19 protein-coding genes are annotated in these 22,920 nt (G+C 70.3%); 13 read left to right on the top strand and 6 right to left on the bottom strand.

Annotated features, from left to right (window positions below; all coding sequences use genetic code 11):
• Window positions 1-40: 40 nt before the first annotated feature.
• Together BCD48_RS06630 and BCD48_RS06625 are read left to right on the top strand one after the other, a co-directional pair.
• Window positions 41-586 (top strand): hypothetical protein, encoded by a 546-nt coding sequence (locus BCD48_RS06630; protein ID WP_071047408.1) that lies wholly within the window; start codon window positions 41-43, stop codon window positions 584-586.
• Window positions 583-2,229 (top strand): recombinase family protein, encoded by a 1,647-nt coding sequence (locus BCD48_RS06625; protein ID WP_083418260.1) that lies wholly within the window; start codon window positions 583-585, stop codon window positions 2,227-2,229. The genes BCD48_RS06630 and BCD48_RS06625 overlap by 4 nt, the downstream gene beginning before the upstream one ends.
• A 136-nt stretch (window positions 2,230-2,365) precedes the next feature.
• On the opposite strand, the gene BCD48_RS52080 is transcribed toward BCD48_RS06625, so the two are convergent.
• The gene (locus tag BCD48_RS52080; protein ID WP_198543137.1) at window positions 2,366-2,530 is read right to left on the bottom strand and encodes a hypothetical protein; all 165 of its coding nucleotides are present in this window, start codon (window positions 2,528-2,530) and stop codon (window positions 2,366-2,368) included.
• Window positions 2,531-2,629: 99 nt separating this feature from the next.
• On the opposite strand from BCD48_RS52080, the gene BCD48_RS06620 reads away from it, so the two are divergent.
• Window positions 2,630-3,007 carry a PLP-dependent aminotransferase family protein gene (locus BCD48_RS06620; RefSeq protein WP_071047406.1) on the top strand — a complete coding sequence of 126 codons (378 nt, stop codon included), beginning with the start codon at window positions 2,630-2,632 and terminating at the stop codon, window positions 3,005-3,007.
• Here BCD48_RS06620 and BCD48_RS06615 read toward each other — a convergent pair.
• The 4 genes from BCD48_RS06615 to BCD48_RS06600 form a co-directional block, all read right to left on the bottom strand.
• Window positions 3,004-4,248, bottom strand: a complete 1,245-nt coding sequence (locus BCD48_RS06615) for a CaiB/BaiF CoA transferase family protein (RefSeq protein WP_491677119.1) — start codon at window positions 4,246-4,248, stop codon at window positions 3,004-3,006. The two genes, BCD48_RS06620 and BCD48_RS06615, sit on opposite strands and share 4 nt — an antisense overlap.
• Window positions 4,249-4,345: 97 nt before the next feature.
• Complete coding sequence (locus tag BCD48_RS06610) at window positions 4,346-4,834, bottom strand: FAS1-like dehydratase domain-containing protein (RefSeq protein ID WP_071047405.1); 489 nt, start codon at window positions 4,832-4,834, stop codon at window positions 4,346-4,348.
• A 52-nt stretch (window positions 4,835-4,886) separates the two neighbouring features.
• The gene (locus BCD48_RS06605; protein WP_071047404.1) at window positions 4,887-5,297 is read right to left on the bottom strand and encodes a Zn-ribbon domain-containing OB-fold protein; all 411 of its coding nucleotides are present in this window, start codon (window positions 5,295-5,297) and stop codon (window positions 4,887-4,889) included.
• Window positions 5,294-5,767, bottom strand: a complete 474-nt coding sequence (locus BCD48_RS06600; protein ID WP_083418259.1) for a MaoC family dehydratase — start codon at window positions 5,765-5,767, stop codon at window positions 5,294-5,296. The genes BCD48_RS06605 and BCD48_RS06600 overlap by 4 nt, the downstream gene beginning before the upstream one ends.
• A gap of 283 nt (window positions 5,768-6,050) precedes the next feature.
• Here BCD48_RS06600 and BCD48_RS06595 point away from each other — a divergent pair, with 283 nt between their 5' ends.
• From BCD48_RS06595 to BCD48_RS06580, 4 genes are all read left to right on the top strand, one after another.
• On the top strand, window positions 6,051-7,196 hold the full coding sequence (locus BCD48_RS06595) for a thiolase C-terminal domain-containing protein (RefSeq protein ID WP_071047403.1): 1,146 nt from the start codon (window positions 6,051-6,053) through the stop codon (window positions 7,194-7,196).
• A gap of 177 nt (window positions 7,197-7,373) precedes the next feature.
• Window positions 7,374-8,234: an ABC transporter ATP-binding protein gene (locus BCD48_RS06590; RefSeq protein WP_241841561.1), complete on the top strand. Its 861-nt coding sequence runs from the start codon at window positions 7,374-7,376 to the stop codon at window positions 8,232-8,234.
• A gap of 138 nt (window positions 8,235-8,372) precedes the next feature.
• Complete coding sequence (locus tag BCD48_RS06585; RefSeq protein ID WP_071047402.1) at window positions 8,373-11,213, top strand: ABC transporter permease subunit; 2,841 nt, start codon at window positions 8,373-8,375, stop codon at window positions 11,211-11,213.
• A gap of 652 nt (window positions 11,214-11,865) precedes the next feature.
• Window positions 11,866-12,561, top strand: a complete 696-nt coding sequence (locus BCD48_RS06580; protein WP_071047401.1) for a GntR family transcriptional regulator — start codon at window positions 11,866-11,868, stop codon at window positions 12,559-12,561.
• A 97-nt stretch (window positions 12,562-12,658) separates the two neighbouring features.
• Here BCD48_RS06580 and BCD48_RS06575 read toward each other — a convergent pair whose 3' ends face one another.
• The gene (locus tag BCD48_RS06575; protein ID WP_071047400.1) at window positions 12,659-14,293 is read right to left on the bottom strand and encodes an AMP-binding protein; all 1,635 of its coding nucleotides are present in this window, start codon (window positions 14,291-14,293) and stop codon (window positions 12,659-12,661) included.
• 174 nt (window positions 14,294-14,467) lie between these two features.
• Here BCD48_RS06575 and BCD48_RS06570 point away from each other — a divergent pair, with 174 nt between their 5' ends.
• The 6 genes from BCD48_RS06570 to BCD48_RS06545 all read left to right on the top strand — a co-directional run bounded on the left by BCD48_RS06570 (window position 14,468) and on the right by BCD48_RS06545 (window position 22,869).
• The gene (locus tag BCD48_RS06570) at window positions 14,468-15,583 is read left to right on the top strand and encodes a Rieske 2Fe-2S domain-containing protein (protein ID WP_083418258.1); all 1,116 of its coding nucleotides are present in this window, start codon (window positions 14,468-14,470) and stop codon (window positions 15,581-15,583) included.
• A 104-nt stretch (window positions 15,584-15,687) separates the two neighbouring features.
• The gene (locus BCD48_RS06565) at window positions 15,688-16,452 is read left to right on the top strand and encodes an acetoacetate decarboxylase family protein (protein WP_071047399.1); all 765 of its coding nucleotides are present in this window, start codon (window positions 15,688-15,690) and stop codon (window positions 16,450-16,452) included.
• Between the two features lie 19 nt (window positions 16,453-16,471).
• On the top strand, window positions 16,472-17,707 hold the full coding sequence (locus BCD48_RS06560; protein WP_071047398.1) for an amidohydrolase family protein: 1,236 nt from the start codon (window positions 16,472-16,474) through the stop codon (window positions 17,705-17,707).
• A complete protein-coding gene (locus BCD48_RS06555) occupies window positions 17,704-18,606 on the top strand; it encodes an SDR family NAD(P)-dependent oxidoreductase (protein WP_071047397.1) in 903 nt (300 codons plus the stop codon). Before BCD48_RS06560 ends, BCD48_RS06555 begins: the two co-directional genes overlap by 4 nt.
• A gap of 147 nt (window positions 18,607-18,753) precedes the next feature.
• Window positions 18,754-20,844: a TerD family protein gene (locus BCD48_RS06550; protein ID WP_083418257.1), complete on the top strand. Its 2,091-nt coding sequence runs from the start codon at window positions 18,754-18,756 to the stop codon at window positions 20,842-20,844.
• A gap of 498 nt (window positions 20,845-21,342) precedes the next feature.
• Window positions 21,343-22,869 carry an HNH endonuclease signature motif containing protein gene (locus BCD48_RS06545; protein ID WP_241841559.1) on the top strand — a complete coding sequence of 509 codons (1,527 nt, stop codon included), beginning with the start codon at window positions 21,343-21,345 and terminating at the stop codon, window positions 22,867-22,869.
• The last annotated feature ends 51 nt before the right edge of the window (window positions 22,870-22,920 follow it).

Below are 22,920 nucleotides of genomic sequence, written 5' to 3'. Positions count from 1 at the left end.
CTGATCAGCAGCAGATGAGGGCACCGGAGGGGCAAACCCCATGGCTACCAGGCTTTCCGACGCTCAGCGGCGCACGCTGACGATCATCACAGGTGGCGGTTGCACCGCCGTTGAGCAGGTCTACGGGACGATCGGCGCGAACGCCCGAAGCGAGTACCGCGACGCCAAGGGCAACCGGCTGGACGGCCGGACGGTTGGGTCTCTCGTTCGCCGTGGCCTGGTCGAGATGGTCAACCCGCGCGAGCGTGGCGCGTTCCGCATCGAAGCCCTGACCGTGCCTGCCAGCAACACGCCGGAACCGGCCGCGCCGGTCGAGTACCCGATCGTTGACCGGACCAACGAAGCTCCCGCGTGCGCGTCCGCCGTCCGCATGGGTGACAGGGCCCGTCTGGCCGACGGCAACACGGGCACCGTGACCTACGTCGAGCGCTTCCACCGTCCTTACGGGGACACGATCGAGATTGAGCTAGACGGCGTCACGGGCGGCCCGGACGGGCCGCACTCGGCCATGTGGCGTGAGCTTCGGGCGGACGAGCGCATCACGATCATTTTCCGTCGCCCGCTGGTGCGGAGCGTGGCCGCGTGACCAGCACATTTGGCGGCCGGCATACCGTGGCTGACGTGCGCGTCGTTCTCTACTGCCGTCGAAGCAAGGCAGACGACCGGGCGGGCAAGTCCGTAGGTGAGCAGGAGGCAGCTCTACGCGGCGTGGCTGAGCGTCTCGGCTGGACGATCGTTGACGTGATCGTCGAAGACGGCAAGGGTGCCTCTCCCTGGTCTGCGTCACCGCGCGAGACGTGGCCACGGGTCGTGGCGATGGTCGAAGCCAGACAGGTCGACGTTGTCGCCGTTTGGGAGATCTCCCGCCTTGACCGTGACGACACTCGGGGGCGCGTGTTCATCGACCGATGCGCCCGGTTGGGCGTGAAGATCGCCGAAGGTGATCGGGTCTATGACCCACGGGACGAGCGCGACCGGAAGACGATCACAGAGGCATTGGACGACGCCCGACAGGAGATCGTAAAGCTTCGCAAACGGTCCAAGCGTGGCCTTGACGCCAACATCGCTGCCGGAATCCCCCCATCATCCGTCGCATACGGATACGACGCGGTGAGAGACGCCCGTGGGCGTCTCACGGGCTGGGTCGAGAACCCTGCTACGGCCGCCGTCGTCCGGGAGATCTACGCCCGATATCTCAACGGTGAGGGTCGGCACACGATCACCATGGACCTGAATGCCCGGGGAGTGCCTACCCCTCGCAATGGCGATGAGTGGTCCGCCGCAACCGTTGGTCGAATTCTGGAGAACCAGACGTACACCGCCGTGCGCACCTTTGAAGGTTCGGAGAACCTTGACGCTGGTGAGTACGCGATCAACATTCCGGTCATGATCGGTCAGGGTGAGTTCCTGCGCGTCCAGGCCAGGCGCCGAGAGTCTGCCGAGCAGTACCGGCACGTCGCACGGCCAACGCGGTTCACATCGTTGTTGGCAGGCATCGCCCGGTGTGGAGTTTGCGACTCAACCGTGACGTCTAGGAAGATCGGCCCGTACCGATACCAGGGCTACATGTGTTGCGGCATCGGGCAGTGCACCATGATTCAGGCCAAGGGTTTGGACGATCACGTAATCCGACACATCGCATACGTGCTGGCGTCAGAGAACGCCATGACGATCATTGGCGCGCCGGACGAGTCCAGCGTGGTGCGGGCACAGATCAAGGTTGCCGACCTTGGGGCAGAGTTGGTGGAGCTTCAAGCCCTGGTGAAGACACGCAAGGGCGCATCCAAGATCGCGCTGTTGGATGAGATCGACGAACTAGAGCAAGCCCTGACATCTGCCCGCCAGCGTGCACAGGACGCATCCGTGCCGGAAGCCTTGCGGGAGTTGCTAGAGGGCACTACGGGCGACCCTGGGGCCATTGAGGCACGCCTACGGGGGATGAGCATGCCGGCTCAACGGGAGATCGTGAAGGTAGTTGCCCCCGGGTTGAAAGTCGCCAAGGGGCAGCGCGGCAGACGCGGGTTTGATCCCGGGCGCGTCCTTGGCTTGGAAAATCTCGCAGGGCTCGCCGAGTCAGCGGCCAAGCACCCCGCATACACAGGCGGACTAGAAATGCCCCCCGTACCGGTGGAGACACCGGCGGTTGCCCGACTGGTCGTCTCGAAAGTGAAGCAAGAGGTACCGGCCGAAGATCTCATTCGCATCCGGGAACTACTGGCAGAGGAGTAACCAGGCCGAACAACCCGAAGACCCCCCGACGTACCGGGGGGTCTTCGTCGTATCTGCCCGCTATGGGCGCTGTGAGCCACGTAGGCGCCCGTTCGTACGGTCCCGGTAGTCGGGGTCCGGCAGCCTACCGACGGCGTCACTCGTCCTTCGGTGCCGTCGCGGCGCCGAGCCGCGCCAGCTCGCGTACCAGATCGTCGGCCGTATGGTCGTCCGGCAGCTCGACCGACTCACGGTAGTAGGCGAACACGTCCGGCGCGATCTCCTCGCCGTTCGTCCAGGTGATCTCTACCTGCATCGTCATTCCCCCACCAGGTCGGGACGTTCCAATGATGTAGACTCGTCCCAGGTCGTCGGCCAGTACTACTCGCTGCTGCGCTTCGGCCACGAGGGCTACCGGCAGGTGACGCAGGGCTGCCGCGACGTGGCGACCTGGCTGTCCGGCACGATCGCCGCGATGGGCCCCTTCGAGCTCGTCTCCGACGGCGCCACCGGCATTCCCGCGTTCGCCTTCGCGATCCGCGACGCTCGCGCCGCCGGGTTCAGCGTGTTCGACGTCTCGGAGCTGCTGCGGACCCGAGGCTGGCAGGTCCCCGCCTACCGCTTCCCGCCGGCGCTGGACGAACTCGCCGTGCTACGGGTCGTCGTCCGCAACGGGTTCGGCCCGGATCTGGCCGATCACCTGGCCACGGACCTGCGCCGCGTCGTCGACCGCCTCGCGGCCGTTGGGCACCCGGCCCAGCTCGGCGACGAGCCGGCCGTCACCGGCTTCCATCACTAGATGACGCCGCCGGCGCGCAGGGCGGCCAGGTCGTCGGGGGTGCGGCCGAGCTCGGTGAGGATCGACTCGGTGTGGGCGCCCAGGGCCGGGATGTCGCCCATCGGGAAGGCCCAGTCCTTGTTGACCGGGGGCGGCAGGACGGCGCGGACGGGGCCGGCGGGGGAGGAGACCTCGCGCCAGCGGTCACGGGCGGCCAGGTGCGGGTGGTCGATGACGTCGGGGATGGTGTTGAGGCGGGCGTTGCCGATGCCGGCCTTGTCCAGCTGCTCGCGGGCGTCCTCGAGGGTCACGGTGCTCGCCCAGGCGGCGAGGTGAACGTCGAGCTCGGCGCGCCGGCTGACCCGGTCGTCGTTCTCGGTGAACCGCGGGTCGTCGGCGAGGTCGGGCTGCCCGAGGACCTCGCGGGCCAGCCGCTGCCACTCGCCGTTGTTCGTCGTGCCGAGCACGAGCACCTGGCCGTCTGCCGTCTTGTAGTTGCCATAGGGGGAGACAGCGGGGGAGCTGACGCCGTTGGGCTCCTGGACGAGGCCCGAGCCCATGGTGAAGTTGAGCGCGTAGCCCATCCACTCGACGGCCGCGTCGAACAGGCCGACCTGGATCGCGGCGCCCCGGCCGGTCGTGGTGCGCGCGTGCAGCGCGGCGAGCACGGACGTCAGCGTGTACATGCCGCCGCCGATGTCCGCGAGCGGGACGCCGGCCTTCGCGGGGTGCCCCTGGTGGCCGGTGATGGCACAGGAGCCGGACTCCGACTGGACCAGCAGGTCGTAGGCACGCTTGTGGGAGAGCGGGCCGCCCTCGCCGTAGCCGGAGATGTCGACGGCGATGATCCGCGGGTATCTCGCGTGCAGCTGCTCGGCGGCCAGCCCCCGGCGGGCGGCGCCCCCGGGGGCGAGGTTCTGCACGACGACATCCGCGCGGGATACCAGTTCCTCCAACGCCGCCGCGCCGCGCGGGTCGCGCAGGTTGACGGCGAACGACTCCTTGCCCCGGTTCAACCAGGCGAAGTGCGCGCCGATCTCGCCATGCCAGGCCCCGTCGTACGAGCGGGCCATGTCGCCGCCGTTCGGGTTCTCCACCTTGACGACGCGGGCGCCGAGGTCCGCGAGGTGCCGGGTCGCCAGCGGCGCGGCGACGGCCTGCTCCAGGCCGACGACGAGCAGCCCGGCGAGCGGCAACGCTCCGGGGGCGGCGGGAACGGTCTCGGTCGTCGTCGCGTCTGTCGTCGAGGTGGAGGTCGTCACGTGCGACATCATTCCCTGGCTGGCGTCGACCCGCATTGCCCCGGAGCCGTCCCCGGGTAAATGCGACAACCACCACCCCGCCTGGGGAGGGGCGATGTCAGGCCCGGTGGAGCAGGGTCATGACCTCGGTGACAAGGAGCTCCCCGGCCTCGTCGCGGGTGTCGGAGCGAAGCCGGACGAAGGTCATCCGCTTGCCGCGGCTGTTGGTGGTGACGCGGACGTCCTCCACCTCGCCGGTGACGTGCACGGTGGTGCCGGCGAGCACGGGCCGGTGATAGGCGAACTCCTGCTCGGCGTGCAGGATCAGGCCACCGTCCTTGCGCAGCGCGGCGATGATCTCGGTGGTGTCGAGGGCGCCGTCGGGGCGGGCGGGCTGCAGGTCGGGGAACGCGCCGAGCAGCCGGGCGGCGAACGTGAACGTGGGTGGGGCGGGGACGTCCTCGAAGCCCGCCGCCACCGCCGCCCCGGCCCGCTGGTAGACGGCCGAGGTGTCGATGACGGCCTCGGCGAAGGCGGCGACGGCGCCCCGCTCGACGACGACGGTCGCCGGCGGCAGCTGGGTGCCGATGAAGTCGGTCGCGCTCACGGTGCTCTCCTCTGGAGACAGGCGGGGAGACGGGCGGGCCGGGGCGGAGGCCTCAGGCGAGCCGGAAGACGGGGACCGTCAGGTCGGCCTCGTCGTCGGCCCGGAAGTCGACCTTGACGCGCATGCCGATCGCCAGCTCGGCCTCGGTCACGTCGACGATGTTGGTCTCCAGCCGCGGGCCCTCGTCGAGGTCGACGATCGCCGCGATGTAGGGCACCCGGGCCTTGAACGGCGGCAGGTCGTTCACCCGCACCTCGGACCAGGTGTAAAGCGTGCCGGTGCCGGCGGCCCGTTCCCAGGTGACGTTCTGGCTCCAGCACGAGGGGCAGAACGGGCGGGGGTAGAGGTGCGCCTTGCCGCAGTCGCCGCAGCGGCGGATCAGCAGCTCGCCCTTGCGGGCGGCGTCCCACCAGGGCGCGGTCTCCTCCTCGATCGTCGGCAGATCGAACCGTGGACCGCTCATGCCCGCCTCCTTGGCGCCGCGACCGCGGATCCCGCGACGACGGCCGCGCCCTCCGCGTTGACCAGCTGGCAGTCGAGCTCGACGAGGCCGGTGGCCTCGTCCCTGCTCGTCACCGTGATGTCGGTGCTCAGCACGTCGCCCGGCCAGGCCTGCGTCGTGAAGCGCACCTTGTAGCCGCGCAGGTTACCGATGCCGACGAGGTCGGTCAGCGCGGTCGCGAGCACCCCGGCCGAGAACATGCCGTGCCCGAAGACGCTCTTCATGCCGGCGGCGCGCGCCCGCTCGTCGTCGTGGTGCAGGGGGTTGAAGTCGTGGGACGCGCCCGCGTAGCGGACCAGGTCCGTCCGGGTCAGCGTAAGAGTGCGTACCGGCGCCTTCCCGCCCACCTCGAGGTCCTCGAAGTAGACGGCACCCTTCTCCGTCTCCGTGCCCGGCTCGGCGGCCTCGGCGGGCGCCGTTGCGTCGTCCATGCGCTCTCCCGGCGGTGCTGTCCATGGGGTGCTGTCAAGGAGCGGTGCCCGGGACGGCGCCGGTGCAGGCACTCGAACCCGTAATCGGATAGTATATACAAAATTCGGGGTAGGCCGGAGTCTTCGCCGGATCGGCGGGCTCGGTGGGCGAGTGGCGGGGCGTAGTCAGCTTGGGGGCGGGCCCGTCGCCGTTGGCCACCTGATGGCGGGCCGTAGGTGGTACGGCACCGGCTGAATAGGTCGGATGAAGCGGTACCAGACTGGTACGGGGCGAGGAGGACGTATGACGGGGCAGGTGGCCGTCGTCGGCGCGGCGCTGTCGGACTGCGGGCGGGTCGACAACGCGACCCCGTTCGCGCTGCACTACCAGGCGGCCGCCCGCGCCCTCGCTGACGCGGGCCTCAGCCATGCGGACGTCGACGGCTTCGGCTCCACCGGGCTTGGCGTGCTGGCGCCGGTCGAGCTGGCCGAATACCTCGGCCTGCGCCCGACGTGGGTCGACTCGACCGGCGTCGGTGGCTCCACCTGGGAGGTCATGCTCGAGCACGCCGTCGACGCGATCAAGGCTGGCACGGCGCACACCGTCCTGCTGGCGTACGGCTCGACGGCCCGTGCCGACCTGAAGAAGCGGCTGCGCACCGCGAACCTGTCGCTGTCGACCCGCGGCCCGAGCCAGTTCGAGGCGCCTTGGGGGCACACGCTCATCGCCAAGTACGCGATGACGGCACGGCGGCACATGCACGAGTTCGGCACAACGATCGAGCAGTTCGCGAACATCGCGGTCGACACCCGGTACAACGCGGGCCTCAATCCCGACGCGATGTACCGGGACCCGATCACGGTCGACGACGTGTTGTCCGCCTCGATGGTGGCCACTCCGTTCACCAAGCTGCACTGCTGCATCCGCAGCGACGGCGGCGGCGCGGTGGTACTGACCTCCGCCGAGCGCGCCGCCGATCTGCCGCGCCCCGCGGTGCGGGTACTGGGCACGGGCACCGCCAGCAACGTCACGACGATGTCGGAGTGGACCGACTTCACGGTGTCGCCGGCGGCGGTTTCCGGGAAGCTGGCGTTCGAGCGCGCCGGGCTCACCCCGGCCGACGTCGACGTCTGCCAGTTCTACGACTCCTTCACCTCCACGGTGCTGCTCACTTTCGAGGCGCTCGGCTTCTGCGGTCGCGGCGAGGGCGGTGCCTACCTGGAGGGCGCCGCGATGCGGGTCGGCGGGCGGATGCCGACCAACACCGACGGGGGCGGCCTATCCGCCTGCCATCCCGGCATGCGCGGGATCTTCCTGCTGGTGGAGGCCGTCCGACAGCTGCGCGGCGAGGCGGCCGGCCGACAGGTCCCCGGCGCCAGAGTGGCGTGTGTCAACGGGACCGGTGGCTGGTTCTCGTCCACCTCGACCGTCCTGCTGGGCGTCGACTGATGCCGCCAGCCTCCCCGCCCGGCGCGTGCCGGCCCGGTGCGCGCGGGCGCCGCCCGCACTGGTCGGCCCGCGGGTGGCGGAACTGGCAGCCGAGTCAGACGTGACCCTTGTTACATCGAGGTCGGATTGCATATCATATCCACTCTCAACTGCCGTATGGCTGCACCAGGAGGCCCCATGTCGTCTGGCGGTACTGAGTCGATGGGCGGTACCGAGTCGGTGACGGCCGCGACACCGACGCCACGGCCGTCACCGGCCGGACCGGCCGCGACAGCCGTCGCCGAGCCACTGCTGCGCCTGACCAGCATCAGCAAGCGGTTCGGCGGTGTCCAGGCGCTTACCGACGTCTCGCTGGACGTCGCGCCGGGAATGGTGCGCGGGCTCATCGGCCCGAACGGTGCGGGCAAGACGACGCTGTTCGACGTCGTCTCAGGCATCACCGCGGCGACGACCGGCAAGGTCGAGTTCGGTGGCCAGGACATCACGAGGCTGACCTCCACCGGCCGCTCGCGCCTCGGGATGCGCCGCACCTTCCAGCGGGCCCAGGTGTTCAGCTGGCTGTCCGTCGAGGACAACGTGCTCGCGGCGCTGGAGTGGCGCGGCGGTGGTGGCGGCGTGCTCGCCGACCTGGTCGCCTGGCCGAAGCGGCGCTCGCTGGAGAAGGACCGCCGCGAGCAGGTGGACGAGGTGCTCGAATGGTGCGGCCTGGCCGACAGCCGCCGGGTCGCCGCCGGTTCGCTGCCGCTCGGCCTTCAGCGCCTCGTCGAGCTCGCCCGGGCGATCGTCGACACTCCGACGCTGCTGCTGCTCGACGAGCCGACCTCCGGGCTCGACCACGCCGAGTCCGAACGCTTCGGCGACCTGGTCCAGTCGCTGCGTGGCAGGGGCACCGCGGTGCTGCTCGTCGAGCACGACGCCGGTTTCGTCATGCGGATGTGCGACCGGATCGCCGTGCTCAACCTCGGTTCGGTGCTGGCGGAGGGCACACCGGCCGAGATCCAGGCCGACGAGGCCGTCCGCGATGCATATCTCGGCTAGCGCCAGCGCGTTGGCCGCGGCACAGCGGCACAGCGGCACAGCTCCACCCCGGTCCTGGCGGCTGCCCGCCCGTCGGCACCGGGTTTCCGGACGCCGCGTCCGCGCGGCTTCATGCGCGGACGCCATAAGGAGGAGTTCGTGACCGAGTTCTTCAACCTGGTGGTCTCGGGGCTGGTCACCGGTGCGTTATACGCGATCCTCGCGTCCGGCCTGACCCTGAGCTATCAGACGTCCGGTGTCTTCAACTTCGGCCAGGGTGGCGTCGCCTTCTCGACGGCCTACCTGTTCTTCCAGCTGAACACCGGCCAAGGTCTGCCGATCGTGCCGAGCGCGATCATCTGTGTCGGCATATTCGCGCCCCTGCTGGGCTGGTTGCTGCACCGGGTGCTGTTCAACCCGCTGCGGGAGGCGTCGATCGCCGCCCGCATGGTGGCCTCGCTCGGCCTGCTGATCGCCCTGCCCTCACTCGGGCTGTGGATCGTGGCCCTGCTGAAGGACAAGGCGCACTGGGATCTGCCCGCGATCGAGGACGTCTACCGGATCCCCGGCCTCGGTCCGAGCCCGAAGAAGATCCACGTCATCGGCGACGGCCTGGTCATCGACAGCGACCAGCTTGCGATGCTCGGTGCGGCGATCTTCTCGGCGGCGCTGCTCTACTACCTGGTCCGGCGCACCCGGATCGGCCTGGAGATGCGGGCCTCGGTCAGCCGGCCGAACCTCGCCGCCCTACGCGGGGTCGACCCGGACCGTGCCTCCGCCATCTCCTGGATCACCTCGTGTGGGCTCGCGGGCCTGGTGGGCGTTCTGCTCGCGCCGATGTTCGGCCTGAGCTCGTTCAGCTACAACACGCTGCTGTTCATCTCGATCCCGGCCGTCGTCCTCGGCCGGATGGCCTCGATCCCGATCGCGATGCTCGGCGGCCTGCTGCTCGGCGTGGCGCAGAACCTGGTCGACGGCTACGTCGACCTCGACATCACCGGGTTCCGCACCGCGGTGCCGTTCATCATCCTGTTCGGCCTGCTGATCTACTTCGGCGCGGAGCGCGGCCGCAGCGCCGGCACGACGCTGGAGGAGAAGCCGCCGGCGGACGCGCTGGGGGAGCACGGGTCGCCCTGGCAGCGGCGCATCCTCTGGGGGATCGGCACCGTCGGCCTGCTGGCCTACACCGCCTGGGGCGCGACCGACTTCTGGGCCGGCCTGCTCGCCCAGGGCCTGGCAACGTCGATCGTGCTGCTGTCCTTCACGGTCGTCACCGGCATCGGCGGCATGGTGAGCCTCGCGCAGGCGGCCTTCGTGCTCGCCGGCGCGTTCACGGCGGGCATCCTTCTCGACGGCGGGGTCCCGTTCCTGCCCGCGCTGATCGCCGGCACGCTGGTCTCGGCGATCATCGGCCTGATCGTGGCGCTGCCGACCCGCCGGCTCGGCGGCCTGCCGCTGGCGCTGTCGACGCTGGCGCTCGCCTACGTCGGGCAGAACCTGCTCTTCCAGATCCGGAGCATCTCCAACGGCTCCGGCGGCTGGGCGGTGACCCCGGGGCACATCGGCGGGATCGACCTGTCCAACCCGCGCTGGCTGGTGCTGCTCATGCTGCTGCTGGTCGGCCTCGGTGTCTGGGTCGTGCACGCCCTGCGCTCCTCCAGCACCGGACGGGCGATGCTCGCCGTCCGCTCCAGCGAGGCGGGCGCCCGCACCAGCGGCATCGCCGTCGACCGGATGAAGCTGCTGGTGTTCGTGATCTCCGCGGGCATCGCCGGCTTCGGCGGCGTCATGCTGGCGGCAAGCCGCGGCCGGGTCACCAACACCGACTACGACGCCCTGCTCGGCCTGGTGTGGCTGGCCACCACGGTCACGCTGTCCATCCGACGGCCGGCCGGCGCGGTGCTGGCGGGCCTCGTCATGGCGCTCGCGCCGCAGGCACTCGAGGGCGTCCCGGCGTCGAGCTACTTCATGCAGATGCTGTTCGGCCTCGGCGCGATCGGCCTCGCGCGCGACCCGGAGGGCGGCCTGTCCGCCGGGGCACGGGCCAAGCGCGAGCGGACCGCGCGCAAGGCGGCCAGGCAGCAGGCGGCCGCGACGGTTGGCACGGCCGGGGCGGACGCGCCCGCGACGACGCTGCCCGCGACGACGCTGCGGCCGCTGCCCGTGGCCACGACGTCCCCGGTCGCGGCCACGGACGGGGACCGGGCGTCGGCGGAGCCGGTGCTGCGGATCGCCGGCCTGAAGGCCGGCTACGACGAGATCGAGGTGCTGCACGGCATCGACCTGACCGTCGGCGCCGGCGAGGCGGTCGCGCTGCTCGGCAGCAACGGTGCCGGCAAGACGACACTGTGCTCGGTCGTCGGCGGCCTGGTCCCGATCCGCGCGGGCGGCGTGTGGCTCGCCGGTCAGGACGTCACCCGGGTGCCGGCGCGGCGCCGCGAGCGCGACAGCGTCTACCTCGCGCCCGAGGGCCGTGGCATCTTCCCCGACCTGACGGTCGAGGAGAACCTGATGCTGTGGCTGCGCGCGGCCGAGGAGCGGCAGACCGCGTACGCGGCCTTCCCGCTGCTCAAGGACCGGCGCAACCAGGCGGCGGGCACCCTGTCCGGCGGTGAGCAGCAGATGCTCACGCTCGCGCCGGCGCTCGTGCGGCCGCCGAGGCTGCTCGTCGCCGACGAGCCGTCGCTCGGCCTCGCGCCGCTCATCATCGGGCAGATCTTCGACGCGCTGCGGCAGTTGCAGAGCCAGGGCACCACGCTGCTGATCGCCGAGGAGAAGACCCGCGACGCGCTGGCGATCGCCGACCGGGTCGCGTTCCTCACCGTCGGCCACATCACCTGGACGGGTCCGGCGGCCGAGGTCGACGCCGAGCGTCTGGCCACCGCCTACCTGGGCATCATCCCCGAGGCTGCCGAGGCGGCGGTGGCCGGCGCGCGGCCGCTCGACGCCGTCGCGACCTCCGGCGCGGGTGGCGGCCCGCGCGTCGACCTGGAGGACTGACGCATGCCGCGCAGGCCCGTGACCGCGCGACGCCTCGCCGTGATGGCCCGGCCGACGGCCCGGCGGCGCGGCACGGCCGGACACGAGCGGTAAAGGACGTGTTCGGCGTGACGCGGACCGTGTACCCGTCCGCTGTCTTCTCCCGGTTCCGGAATCCGAGGCTCCCCGGGCCGGGCGCCGCGTGGTCACAAATGGGTATGGCTGCGGTAACTCGCGGTCTCTCGGGTATCGGATCCAGGTGTCCTCAGGGTGGTACCGATGGAGCAAAAGTGACGGACGCGATGTCCGGGCGAACGCCTAGAGCGACGATGTCACCACTGCCCAGTCGTATACTTCCTGCAAGTTCCCCGCGGTCCGCTGCCCGCGCGGGAACACGGCGGGTCACCTGTTCGCCGGCCTCGGCCGGCTTCCCGGCGGCCCGTGATGCCTTCCCAGCAGAAAGGTTCCCGCCGAGGCCGCAGAAGGCACGGCGAGGACCCGGCCTTCCTGGACCCCCGGGCGAGCTCTCGCCGTTGTGGGGTATCCACTGGTCCGCGTGCGGACTGGTGGGTGGGCGTTTCGCTCGACCCAGTCGAAGGAGCCAGCAACTCGGCACCCTGGACCTGAGCTGAAGGAGCCGGCCATACCTCCCAACCGCCGGACGGCGACCGCGGTGAGCCCGCTTGGGCACCACGCCCCGGGCAAGCGGTCCGTCGTCGACCGCAGGAGCAGCGGAAGCCAGGTCGCCGACCACATCCGGGGCTTGATCTTCGCCGGCACCCTGCGCCAGGGCGACCACGTCCGCCAGGACGAGATCGCCGAGGAGCTGGGTGTCAGCCGCATTCCCGTGCGCGAGGCGATGATCGCGCTGGAGAGCGAAGGCTGGATCTCGATCGAGCCCCACCGCGGCGCGTTCGTCCACGGCCTGGATCTGAACTCGGTGCGCGACCACTACGCGCTGCTTGGCCAGCTGTACGGCCTGGCCTCCGAACGGGCCACCGAGCGGGGCGACGACGACGGCATCGAGGCGCTGTCCACGGCCGAGCGCGCGCTGCGCGCGGCGGAGGACCCCGACGATGTCCTGCACGCCAACGAGGCCTATATTCGCCAGATTTTCGCGATGGCGCAGTCACCTCGGCTGTCGTCGTTCGGCCGGCTGATGACGGGCGTCATTCCGGGCAACTTCTTCGCGCTCGTTCCCGGCACGATCCAGCCGCAGAAGCGCGGCATCGCCGCGGTCAACCGGGCCATAAGGGCCCGCAACGGCCAGCGCGCCTCCGTGGAGTTCGTCAAGATGCTGCGCGGTCACGGCGACCTCGTCGTCGACCTCCTCAAGTCCCGCAACATCCTCTGGAGCCCGGAGGACTGACCCGGCGTTGAGTCGTGGCCGACGGCGGTGCGTTTCGGGCACCGCCGTCGGCCACAAACAATCTCGGGAAGGCGGGGACCGCGACCGACGCGGTGGGTCAGCGCTTCTCGTAGGTGATACCGGCGGCTTCGGCGTCCCAGGTGGTGGGAGTGACGCCCTCGGCGCGCAGGTCACGCTTGAGGACGCGGCCCACGGGGCTGCGGGGCAGCTCGTCGCGGAACTCGACGTAGCGGGGGATCGCGAAGTACGGCAGCGCGTCCACGCACCAGCGGAAGAGCTGCTCCTCGGTGAGCGTCGAGCCCTCCCTGCGGGTCGCCGTCACCTTCACGTCGTCCTCGGTGAGCTTGCTGAAGACGGCGTGCACGGCGACGTCGGCGAGCTCGCCGTGGCCCATGAGAATGCGCTCGACCTCGAAGCTGGAGATGTTCTCGCCGCGTCGGCGCAGGTAGTCGGCCTTGCGGTCGACGAAGAAGAGGAAGTCGTCGGAGTCGATCCGGCCGATGTCGCCGGTGTGGTACCACCAGTTCCTGCTGGTCTCGACGGTCGCCTCCGGCCGGCCCCAGTAGCCCTCGAACATGACGTGCGCGAGCTTCGGCCGGATGACGATCTCGCCGTCGGTGCCGCGGGGGAGCTCGTTGTCCTCGTCGTCGAAGACGCGGACGTCGAAGTAGTCCTTGTTGATCATGCCGGCGGCCCGCGGCCTGTTGCGCGCACCGGGCGGCAGGCTGGAGATCAGGCTCGCCTCGGTGACGCCGTAGGCGCCGGAGAACGTGTCGATGCCGAACCGGCCGCGCAGGATGTCGTCGACCTCGGGCGGCAGCGGGGCGGCGCCCATCATCCGCAGCGACGTGTTCGCCTCGGGCGCGCCGGACTTCGGCATCTCCGGCCGGTCGACGTCGTGGGCCAGCAGGTAGGCCATCGTGCCGAGCGTCGAGGTCAGGGTCGCGCCGGCGCGGTTCATCTCCGGCCAGAAGTTCGAGACCGAGAACTTCCGGTAGATCGCGGAGCGCCCGCCGAAGACCAGCGCGCCGATCACGGCGGTGGTCAGCGCGTTGTAGTGGAACAGCGGCAGCGGCGTCCACAGCACGTCGTCAGCGGTCCGCCCCCAGGTGACGCCGATCTGGGTGGCCAGCGCCTCGTGGTAGTTGTGGCTGAGCATGCAGCCCTTCGACGGACCGGTCGTGCCGCCGGTGTAGATGAACGTCGCGAGGTCCGACGGCCGGCGCTCGACCGGGGCGGCGAGCGGGCTCGCGTTCGCCAGGTCGTCCCAGCGGTGGGATGTGGCGCCCGGGAAGTCGACCGGCTCGGGCCCGGTCACGACGACGTGGCGCAGCGCCTCGAGGTCGCCGGTGACGGCCCGCGCCCGGTCGGCCAGGTCGGCGGCGACGACGAGCACGGTCGCGCCCGAGTCGCGCAGCTGGTGGCGCAGGTACTCGCCCTTGTAGGCGGTGTTGATCGGTACCGCGATGCCGCCGGCCCACTGGGTGGACCACCAGACGAGCATCGCCTCCGGCGAGTTCTCGAGCAGGCTCGCGACCCGGTCGCCCGGCTGGAGGCCGAGCTCGCGCACCAGCGCGGCACCGAGAGCCGCGGCCGTCTGGGCGACGTCGGCCGCGCTGAACTTGGCGCCGTTCACGTCGAGGTACTCCGAGTCCGGGTCCTTCTCGGTGCGTGCCAGCAGCAGCGCGGTCGTGGTGTGCCGGGGGGCGCTACCCCAGACGCCGTCGGTCACGTGGCTCTCCCGCTTCTCGTCGTCGGGTGAACGGGTCTTGTGAATCAGCGAACAACGTTGTTGAATGATGGTTCAGTGATCGCGGCGGTCGGTTGGACGCTCGACGCCAGCCCAGGCCGCAAGGCCTGATCGTATATCTTATCCACTCTGCGTCCACTGCTTCGGAGGCAGCACATGACGATCTCGAGCGAGGCTCGCTTATCCCAGCAGGCGACACGGGCGGAACCCTTGGGACAGCCTGCGCAGCCTCCCGCGGACAGCCTCTACCAGGGTGTCGAGGTCCCGACCGTTACTGGGCCCCTCACGGAGCTGGTCGGCCTCCCGATGCCGCAGTGTCCGGACACCGTCACCGACCTCTCGATGCGCTACCGGGTCCGCCGCGAGCGGCGGCCGCGTTTCCCCTTCCCGATCCCGAACGGCTGGTTCATCGTCGCCACCGCCGACGAGCTCGCGCCCGGCCAGGTCAAGCCGCTGTACTACTTCGGCCGCGACCTGGTGCTCTTCCGGGGCGCCGACGGCACCCCGCACCTGCTGGACGCCTACTGCCCCCACCTGGGCGCCCACCTGGGTGCCGGCGGCCGGGTCGTCGGCGGCACCCTGCAGTGCCCGTTCCACGGCTGGCGGTTCGACGGCCAGAGCGGCACCTGCGTCGAGGTGCCCTACGACGACGTCGACCACATCCCGAAGACGGCCACCGCCCGCACCTACCCGACGCTCGAGCGCAACCACATGATCTGGGCCTGGCACCACCTGGAGGGCAAGGAGCCCTTCTACGACGTGCCCGAGGTGCCCGAGTTCCACGACGACGACTGGTCACCCATCGTCGTCCGCGACTTCGAGGTCGCCAGCTGCTGCCAGGAGATGGCGGAGAACAACGTCGACACCCCGCACTTCAAGTTCGTGCACGGCACCGAGGCGGTCCCGGAGGAGGAGTTCCACACCGACGGGCACCACAAGCGCACCGTCGCCCTCGACGGCGCCTTCGTCCGGGAGGGCTTCGGCCTGGGCCTCGGCGTGCTGCGGGTGCGCGATTACACCACGTTCCTGAGCTCCACGACGCCGATCGACGAGGAGCACGTCCACTGCCGGTGGATCTTCACCTCGCCGCGTTCGCTCGGCGATGGCACCGCCGAGGCCGCGGCCGACAGCTTCGTCGCCGGCGTCAGCCAGGACTTCCCAATCTGGGAGAACAAGATCTACAAGGACCCGCCGGTCCTGCGGCCTTCCGAGAAGGGCGTCACCGAGCACCGCCGCTGGTGCGAGCAGTTCTACTCCTACCCCGACGCCTGAGTACCGGCCCCGGAGCCTGAGCGCCGCCCCGGTGCGCGGGCCATCCCCCGAGACGTCACCCGAGAACCAACCACCGCCAGATCTACGTCTGTGAAGGAGATCCCATGGCCAACCGGTGGGTACATGAGGTCAAGAAGTTATCCGATGGCGAGCAGCAGGACCTGGGAGCCGGCCTGCCGCCGATCCCGTCCCTGGAGGTCGTCTACCTGACCGACCCGGACGTGCTGGCCGCCCTCCTGCCGCCGCCGCTGACCCCGCCGGCCGAGCCCCGCGTCCACGTCCGGGTCAGCGACATCGACCTGATGTTCGGCGCCCACCGGTACAAGGAGATGGTCGGCTTCCTCGCCGTCGACGCGGTGTACGACGGTGTGACGGGGGAGTACCCGCTGCTCATCCCGATCGACCTCGAAAGCGCGCTCGCGATCAGCCGGGAGCGCAACGGCGAGCCGAAGAAGCTCGCCGACATCGAGCTCACCCGCTCTGGCGACCACGTCGAGGGCCGGATCACCCGCAACGGCGTCACATTCGTGGAGATCGTCGGTGACGTCACCGGTGCCCTGCCGGTGCCGGAGCCCTACCCGTCGTCGCAGTGGTGGTACAAGTTCATGCCCGCTGTGTCCGGCACCGGCTTCGACGGCGACCCGCTGCTCGTCCGCTACGACCAGGTCCGCACTCCGGTCACCGTCGAGAAGGTCGAGGGCAAGCTCGTGCTGCGCGACGAGCCGACGGCCCCGATCGTCGACCTGCCCATGCTCGAGACCGTCTCGATCACGTGGACGACCCGGTCGTCGAAGGCCAGGACCAGCGTCGTCGGCCCGGTCGACCCGGTCGCCTTCGAGCCGTTCGCCCACAGCCGCTACGACCACTGACGGCGGGAGTGCACCGGCCATGAGTGAGAAGTACCTGCTGATCTCCACCGACACCCACGCGGGCCTGCCGCCCGAGCGGTACCGCGAGTACATCGACCCGAAGTACCGGGCGGCGTTCGACGAGTCCCTCGCGAACGACGTCACGCAGTCCCAGCTGATCAACCAGGACGAGCACCGCAGGTTCCTCGCCGAGTGGGACTCCGAGATCGGCGGCCACGGCGGCATGGCCGGGTCCTGGGACCCGGTGGTGCGTACCAAGGAGCTCGACGGCGAGGGTGTGGCCGCCGAGGTCGTCTTCCCGGACGCGGACGCGGCCGGCGTCGGCGGCGTCTCGGCGTCGCCGTTCGGCTCGGGGCTCGGCCTGTCGGGCGACTGCGACCCGGAGCTGGTCATGGCCGGCGCCTGGGCGCACAACCGGTGGCTGGCCGAGTTCTGCCAGCACGACCCGCACCGCCGCTACGGCGTCGCGATCGTGCCGGCGCTTCACGACGTCGCCGCGGCGGTCGGGCTGGTCGAGTGGACGGCCGAGCACGGCCTGCGCGGCGGCATCATGATCCCGGCCAAGTGGGGCAGTTACCCGGCCTACAACGACCCGGTCTACGACCCGCTGTGGGCGGCGTGCGCGGACGCGGGCGTGGTGGTGCACACCCACTCCGGCGTCGGCCCGACCGACTACACCTGGGGGCCGGGCCTGCTCGCGATCTACGCCATGGAGGCCTACTGGTGGGCCGCCCGGCCGTTCTGGGCGCTGCTGCTCGGCGGCGTCTTCGAGCGCCACCCCACGCTGCGGTACGCGATCGCGGAGAACGGTGCCTGGTGGGTGCCGGACGTCCTCACCCGGATGGACTCGAAGTGGGAGGGCGACCACCCCACTCGCAAGTACGGGCCGTCGACGTTCCGGGACGGGATGACGATGAAGCCGTCGGACTACTACCGGCGCAACATCTGGCTCGCGAGCTCGGTGATGGGCGAGGTCGAGGTCGCGCGGCGGCACGACGTCGGCGTCGACCGGCTGATGTGGGGCCACGACTACCCGCACCCGGAGGGCACCTGGCCGCACACCCGGGAGTGGCTGCGAGAGCGGTTCGGCGACGTCCCCGAGGCGGAGGCACGGCGCATCCTGGGCCTCAACGCCGTCGACCTGTACGGGTTCGACCTCGCGGCGCTGGCCCCGGTCGTGGACCGGATCGGCCCCGACCCGGAGGAGATCCACGGCTCGGCGAGCGGCTCGGGCGAGGAAAGCGGGACGGCATGAGCGCCACCCTCACGGACTTCGCCGGCAAGGTCGTCGTCATCACCGGCGGGGCGGCCGGCATCGGCCGCGCCCTGGGCGAGGCGTTCGGCCGGGCCGGCGCCGTCGTGGTGCTCGCCGACATCGAGAAGGGCGCGCTGGACGCCACCGCCGCGGAGCTGTCCGCCGCTACCGGCGCGGAGGTCAGCGGCGTCGTCACCGACGTCTCCGACCCGGCGTCGGTCGAGGCACTGGCCGACGACGTGTTCCGCCGCCACGGGCGCACCCATGTGCTGGTCAACAACGCCGGGGTCGGGCCGCCGTCGGCCAAGGCATGGGAGACCACACCGAACGACTGGCGCTGGACGTTCGGAGTGAACGTCTACGGCGTCGCCAACGGGGTGCGGGCGTTTCTGCCGCGCATGATCGCCTCCGGCGAGCCGGGGCACGTCGTGAACACCTCGTCCGGAGACGGCGCGGTCGCGCCGATGCCGGGTGCCTCGGTGTACGCGGCGAGCAAGGCTGCGGTGGCGACGCTGACCGAGTGCCTCGGCGCGCAGCTCACCGAGCAGGGGCACCCGATCGGGGTGTCGCTGTTCCTGCCGGCCGGCAAGGGGCTGCTCGCCACCGGCCTGTGGACCTCGGACCGCAACCGGCCGGCGGAGCTCGCCAGGGAGGCGCCGCGGGCAACCCCGGCGCTGACGATCGAGTCGCTCACCGAGGCGGCGGCGAAGGCGGGGCACGAGCTGCCGCTGCAGCCGCTGGACGAGGTCGCCGCCGACGTGCTGCGCGGCATTCTCGCGGGCGAGTACGTCATCATGCTCGGCCGCGACGGCGCCGCCGACACCCTGCGCGAACGCGCCGAACGCTTCGCAGCCGGCCTCAACCCCACCTCGCCGGGGCACACCCTGCTACCCGTCTGACCCCCGTCCCGGCCGACTTCGCGCACCGGCGACTCGGTCACAGGTAGGCCAACGACGCGAATGCGGCCCGCACGCCAATATCGCCCGGGTGCGGGCCGCAGCCGTCACGATGGCCATTGAAACTTCACATCGGCCCGACGCAGCTGCATGACATGCGATCGCAGGTCCCCGTCCTCACGATCGTGGCCCGGTGGCTCCAAGCGGTGCTGGCTGCCCTACCATGACGCGCTATGTGCGCTGCCAACGTCGCGGCATTGCGCAAGGGGGGGAAACGTCACCCTTAGCGCGCTCGCCGACGAGCTCGGGTCCGTTTCGGTGATGCTCGAATGGGGCGTCGAACTGGGCCGTCGACTCGACGCCGATGTGAGCGCCGTGCTCGTCGGCGACGACGGCCAGGCCCGGTCCAACGACGACCTCGTCTTCTACAACCAGAAGGCGGGCGGTGACGGTGCGGTCCGGCTGCGCGGCAAGGTGTCCTTCACCTCCGAACGGTTCACCGGCTTCGCCGACGTCATTGAAGTCGATGTGGACGACCTGGCGGACAGCATCGAGAAGGTCGTGCTCGCCGCGAGCATGGACCCGGCGACGGGCGGCGTCTTCGGTCAGTTGGCGTTTCTGCGATTACGACTGATGCGCAGCTCCGACTCCACCGAGCTGCTGCGTTTCGACATCCCGGACGCGACAACCGAGCGCGCTTTTGTGTTCGGGGAGATCTACCGGCGGGACGGAAAGTGGAAGTTCCGGGCCGTGGGGCAGGGCTATGACGGCGGGATCGATGCGCTCATCGCCGACTATGGCCTCGACGCCGCCACCGGCGCCGACGTCGCGACTCCCGGTTTCATGTCCGGCGAGGCCGGCGACTCTGAGGGTGACGGTGACGACCTCGTCATCGACCCGCCCACCGAGCAGATCGACATCCGCAAGATCCCTGGTGCGGATTCCATCCTCGCCACGCCGTCCACGCCCGCCCCACTGGCCGGCGTGGCGCGCGGGTGGCAGCAGGCCCGGCTGTTCCCGGTGGCTGGCATCGGCGGTGCCCAGGAGCAGGAGCGCCGGGCGACCTCCGCGCTGTTGGCTGTGCTGGCGGGCGTCGATGAACTGGGCGACATCTTCCGCGACCGGATGCGAGCGCCACGCGGCGGCCGCCTGACGACCTTCACCGAGGTGTCCTTCGCTCTCAACGGCAGTGCGTACCGTCCTGACGGAGTCATCCAGGTTGACCGGCCGGGCCAGCGACCATGGACCGGCCTGGTCGAAGTCAAGACCGGCAAGAACCTCCTCAATGACCGCCAGCTCACGGCCTACCTGCGGATCGCCCGCGACGAGGGGTTCGACGGACTGCTGACGATCTCCAACCAGATCACTTCGGTCGGCGAAGGCCACCCGCTCGAGCAGAGTCTCGCGGCACCGGACGACGTTGGCCTCTCCCATCTCTCCTGGGCAGAGATCCGCTACCACTGCCAGCTGCTCGCCCAGCACGGCGTCGCAGATAACTCCCAGGCCTACATCCTGCGGGAACTGCTGCGGTACCTCGAGCATCCCCGTTCCGGCGCGCAGATCTTCGAGGACATGGGGCGTCATTGGGTGCGGATACGTGACGGCGTCCTGCAGGGCACGCTGCGCGCGACGGACAAGGATCTGCCCAACGTCCTCGAGCGTTTCGACCAGCTGACCAGCTACCTGTGCCTGCACCTCGGCGGTCTGGCGGGACGGGCGGTGGTCCCGCTGGTGCATGCCGGCACGGACCGCCTCCGGCGCCGTGAGTACCTCGGCGATGAGCTGTGCCGACTGGGTAGCCTCACGGCGTCGCTGTCCCTGACCGGGGTCACCGGGCCGTTGACCCTGACAGCGAACCTGCGCACCAGCAAAGTGACCTGCTCCTTCCCGGTCGAACCGACGCCAAGGCGGCCTCCGGGTGCGGCCGTCGACTGGTTGCTGGGCCGGCTCGACGGTGCCTCCGGCCGCCTACGGGCCGAGGCCGTGTACGCCGCTGCCCCGAGCGGGGCCGAGACCAGCACCCGCGCCGAGACGCTGTCCACGATCCGCCGCCGGCCTACGGTGCTGCTCATGGCCCCGCCGGATGAGATCCGTCGATTCGTGGTCTCGGCGAGCTGGCCGCTCGGGTCGAAACGGGGCCGCGGCAAGGACACCTTCATCACGTCGGTCGTCACGGCCGTCGAGAAGTTCCATGGCGCGGTCGTGACCGCGCTGGCCACCGCCACGTCGTCATCTGCCTAGCGGCGACGCTGCGCGGAGGGCTTGTTGCCGATGCTGTAGTCCGGCTTCCGAGCCCGAGACCTCGGCGCGGGGCAGTAGGCCATCGATCGCCACGCAGATGGCAGATGCGCGCCTTTGACCTCGGGATACCTTTGGCGATGGCATCGACCGCTGATTCTTTGGCATTCCCGGCTTAGATCTCCAGGAATCTACCTTCGGGTTTCTAAATGCCGCCAGTGGCGCTCGCCGAAATGGCGAGAGCTGGACAGGTGTTCGAATATGTGGTTCCGTGGAGGCATGCTCGAGCTGCCCGTCTCCGAGGAACCGGAAGACCGGTCGGCGCAGGTACCGGCCGGCCTAAATTCTGGAATCCATCCCGACTCGCCGACCGTCGGCGGCGGTGTGGCAGGAAACGGGTGCGAAAACGGTGCGACGCCGGATTTCGGCGGCGGCTTTTTCGTTGGCGGGAATGGGATTGGTTCTGGCGGGCGGCATCACGCGCTGGCTCAGCTGGACGCGGTGGTCGGTGGTTTGAAGGCGCTGGCCGGGGTGAACCTGTGGGCGCTGTCGGAGCTGGAGGTGCTGGAGTTCCTCGACGGGGTGGAACAGGGGCGGAGGCTGCTGGCCGGGGTGCTGTTCGCGGTTGTGCGGGACCTGGGTGGGCGGGACCTACGGGGAGTGTTCGGGGAGGAGGACCTGCCCTCGACCGTCGAGCTTGTGCGCTCGCAGCTGAAGGCGCGCCCCGCTGACGCCCGCCGAACCGTGGACCTGGCCCGCGACCTCGACGCGGCCTACCTCCGCACCGGCCAGGCTCTCACCCGGGCCGCGATCAGTCAGGACCAGGCCGCCGTCATCGTCGGCGCGCTGCGGGCGCTGCCGTCGGACACGCCGGGGGAGCAGCGGGACTGGGCGGAGGAGTTCCTGCTCGCCCAGGCGGAGGTCCTGGATGCCGGTGATCTGGCGGCGCTCGGTCGTACGATCCGCGATCGGCTGCGTGACCAGCTGCACCCGCCCGGCTCGGACCCTGGCGACACCGGTGACCAGGCGCGGCGCCGTGAGCTGCACCTGACCGACCAGCCCGACGGCACGACCCGTCTGCACGGGACACTGGATGCTGAGGGTGCCGCGGCGTTGCGCGCCGCGCTGGAGCCACTGTCCAAGCCCAAGCCGCTCGGCGAGAACCCCGAGGACCACCGCACGGTCGCCCAGCGACGTGCCGATGCTCTGATCGAGATCACCGAACGGGTCCTGGCCAGTGGCGCCCTGCCGCTTGCTCGGGGCACCCGGCCACACGTCGCCGTCACCACCACCCTGAACGGGCTGCTCGGCCAGGACGGCGCCCTCCCGGCCACCACCGGCCACGGCCTGCCGCTTTCCCGCGCCGTCCTGGAAAGGATCTGCTGCGACGCCGACGTCACCCATATCCTCCTGTCCCAGGAGGGAATGCCGCTGGAACTCGGCCGGACCCGCCGGATCGTCCCGCCCTGGCTACGCCGTGCCCTGGCCGTCCGGGACGGCGGCTGTGCCTTTCCCAACTGCACGCGCACAACCGCGTTCGCCGACGCCCATCACATCATTCCGTGGATGTGCGGCGGAAGGACGGATCTTTCCAACACCGTCCTACTGTGCGGTTTTCACCACCGGGTTGTGCATCGAGGAGAATGGGCCGTCATGATGGGCCCGGACGGCCATCCCTACTTCGTCCCGCCCTACTCCGTTGATCCTCAGCGCAAGCCCCGCCGAAATCCGCTACACCGCAGTTTCGACCATCTTTACCGCGGAATCTGGGAACCTCCGGTCCACGTGGACGACGCTCGACACGACGGCGAGCCGATCCGGCTGCCCGTCGATGACTGCCACGCCGCCGAGGTGTCCGTCTGCCCCGAGGCGGCCTGGCCCGGCGATCGCTCCGACGCCCTCTTCGATGACGCCCTCCTTCGAGAGGACCACGGAGACGACGAGTACGATCACAGCGCCCCGGCAGCCGGCGGCACCGGCCCGCCCGCCAGCGGATCAGCACCCGGCCAGCCAGAACCACCCGGCTGACCCGCTCCGGCAGGCCGCGCTGGTCGCAGGTCCGGCGCCGTGCGTCAGACG

It is taken from the genome of Pseudofrankia coriaricola (assembly GCF_001854805.1).
In the GTDB taxonomy this organism is placed as follows: Bacteria; Actinomycetota; Actinomycetes; order Frankiales; family Frankiaceae; genus Pseudofrankia.
Note: the sequence above shows the minus strand (reverse complement) of the source record. Positions and strands in the feature narration are given on the sequence as shown.

What these genes read in the sequence shown, in the direction of transcription:
- BCD48_RS06630 (WP_071047408.1), top strand. Translation starts at nt 41, where the DNA reads ATGGCTACCAGGCTTTCCGACGCTCAGCGGCGCACGCTGACGATCATC.
- BCD48_RS06550 (WP_083418257.1), top strand. Translation starts at nt 18,754, where the DNA reads ATGACATGCGATCGCAGGTCCCCGTCCTCACGATCGTGGCCCGGTGGC.
- BCD48_RS06555 (WP_071047397.1), top strand. Translation starts at nt 17,704, where the DNA reads ATGAGCGCCACCCTCACGGACTTCGCCGGCAAGGTCGTCGTCATCACC.
- BCD48_RS06595 (WP_071047403.1), top strand. Translation starts at nt 6,051, where the DNA reads ATGACGGGGCAGGTGGCCGTCGTCGGCGCGGCGCTGTCGGACTGCGGG.
- BCD48_RS06605 (WP_071047404.1), bottom strand. Translation starts at nt 5,297, where the DNA reads ATGAGCGGTCCACGGTTCGATCTGCCGACGATCGAGGAGGAGACCGCG.
- BCD48_RS52080 (WP_198543137.1), bottom strand. Translation starts at nt 2,530, where the DNA reads ATGACGATGCAGGTAGAGATCACCTGGACGAACGGCGAGGAGATCGCG.
- BCD48_RS06590 (WP_241841561.1), top strand. Translation starts at nt 7,374, where the DNA reads ATGTCGTCTGGCGGTACTGAGTCGATGGGCGGTACCGAGTCGGTGACG.
- BCD48_RS06600 (WP_083418259.1), bottom strand. Translation starts at nt 5,767, where the DNA reads ATGGACGACGCAACGGCGCCCGCCGAGGCCGCCGAGCCGGGCACGGAG.
- BCD48_RS06560 (WP_071047398.1), top strand. Translation starts at nt 16,472, where the DNA reads ATGAGTGAGAAGTACCTGCTGATCTCCACCGACACCCACGCGGGCCTG.
- BCD48_RS06565 (WP_071047399.1), top strand. Translation starts at nt 15,688, where the DNA reads ATGGCCAACCGGTGGGTACATGAGGTCAAGAAGTTATCCGATGGCGAG.
- BCD48_RS06570 (WP_083418258.1), top strand. Translation starts at nt 14,468, where the DNA reads ATGACGATCTCGAGCGAGGCTCGCTTATCCCAGCAGGCGACACGGGCG.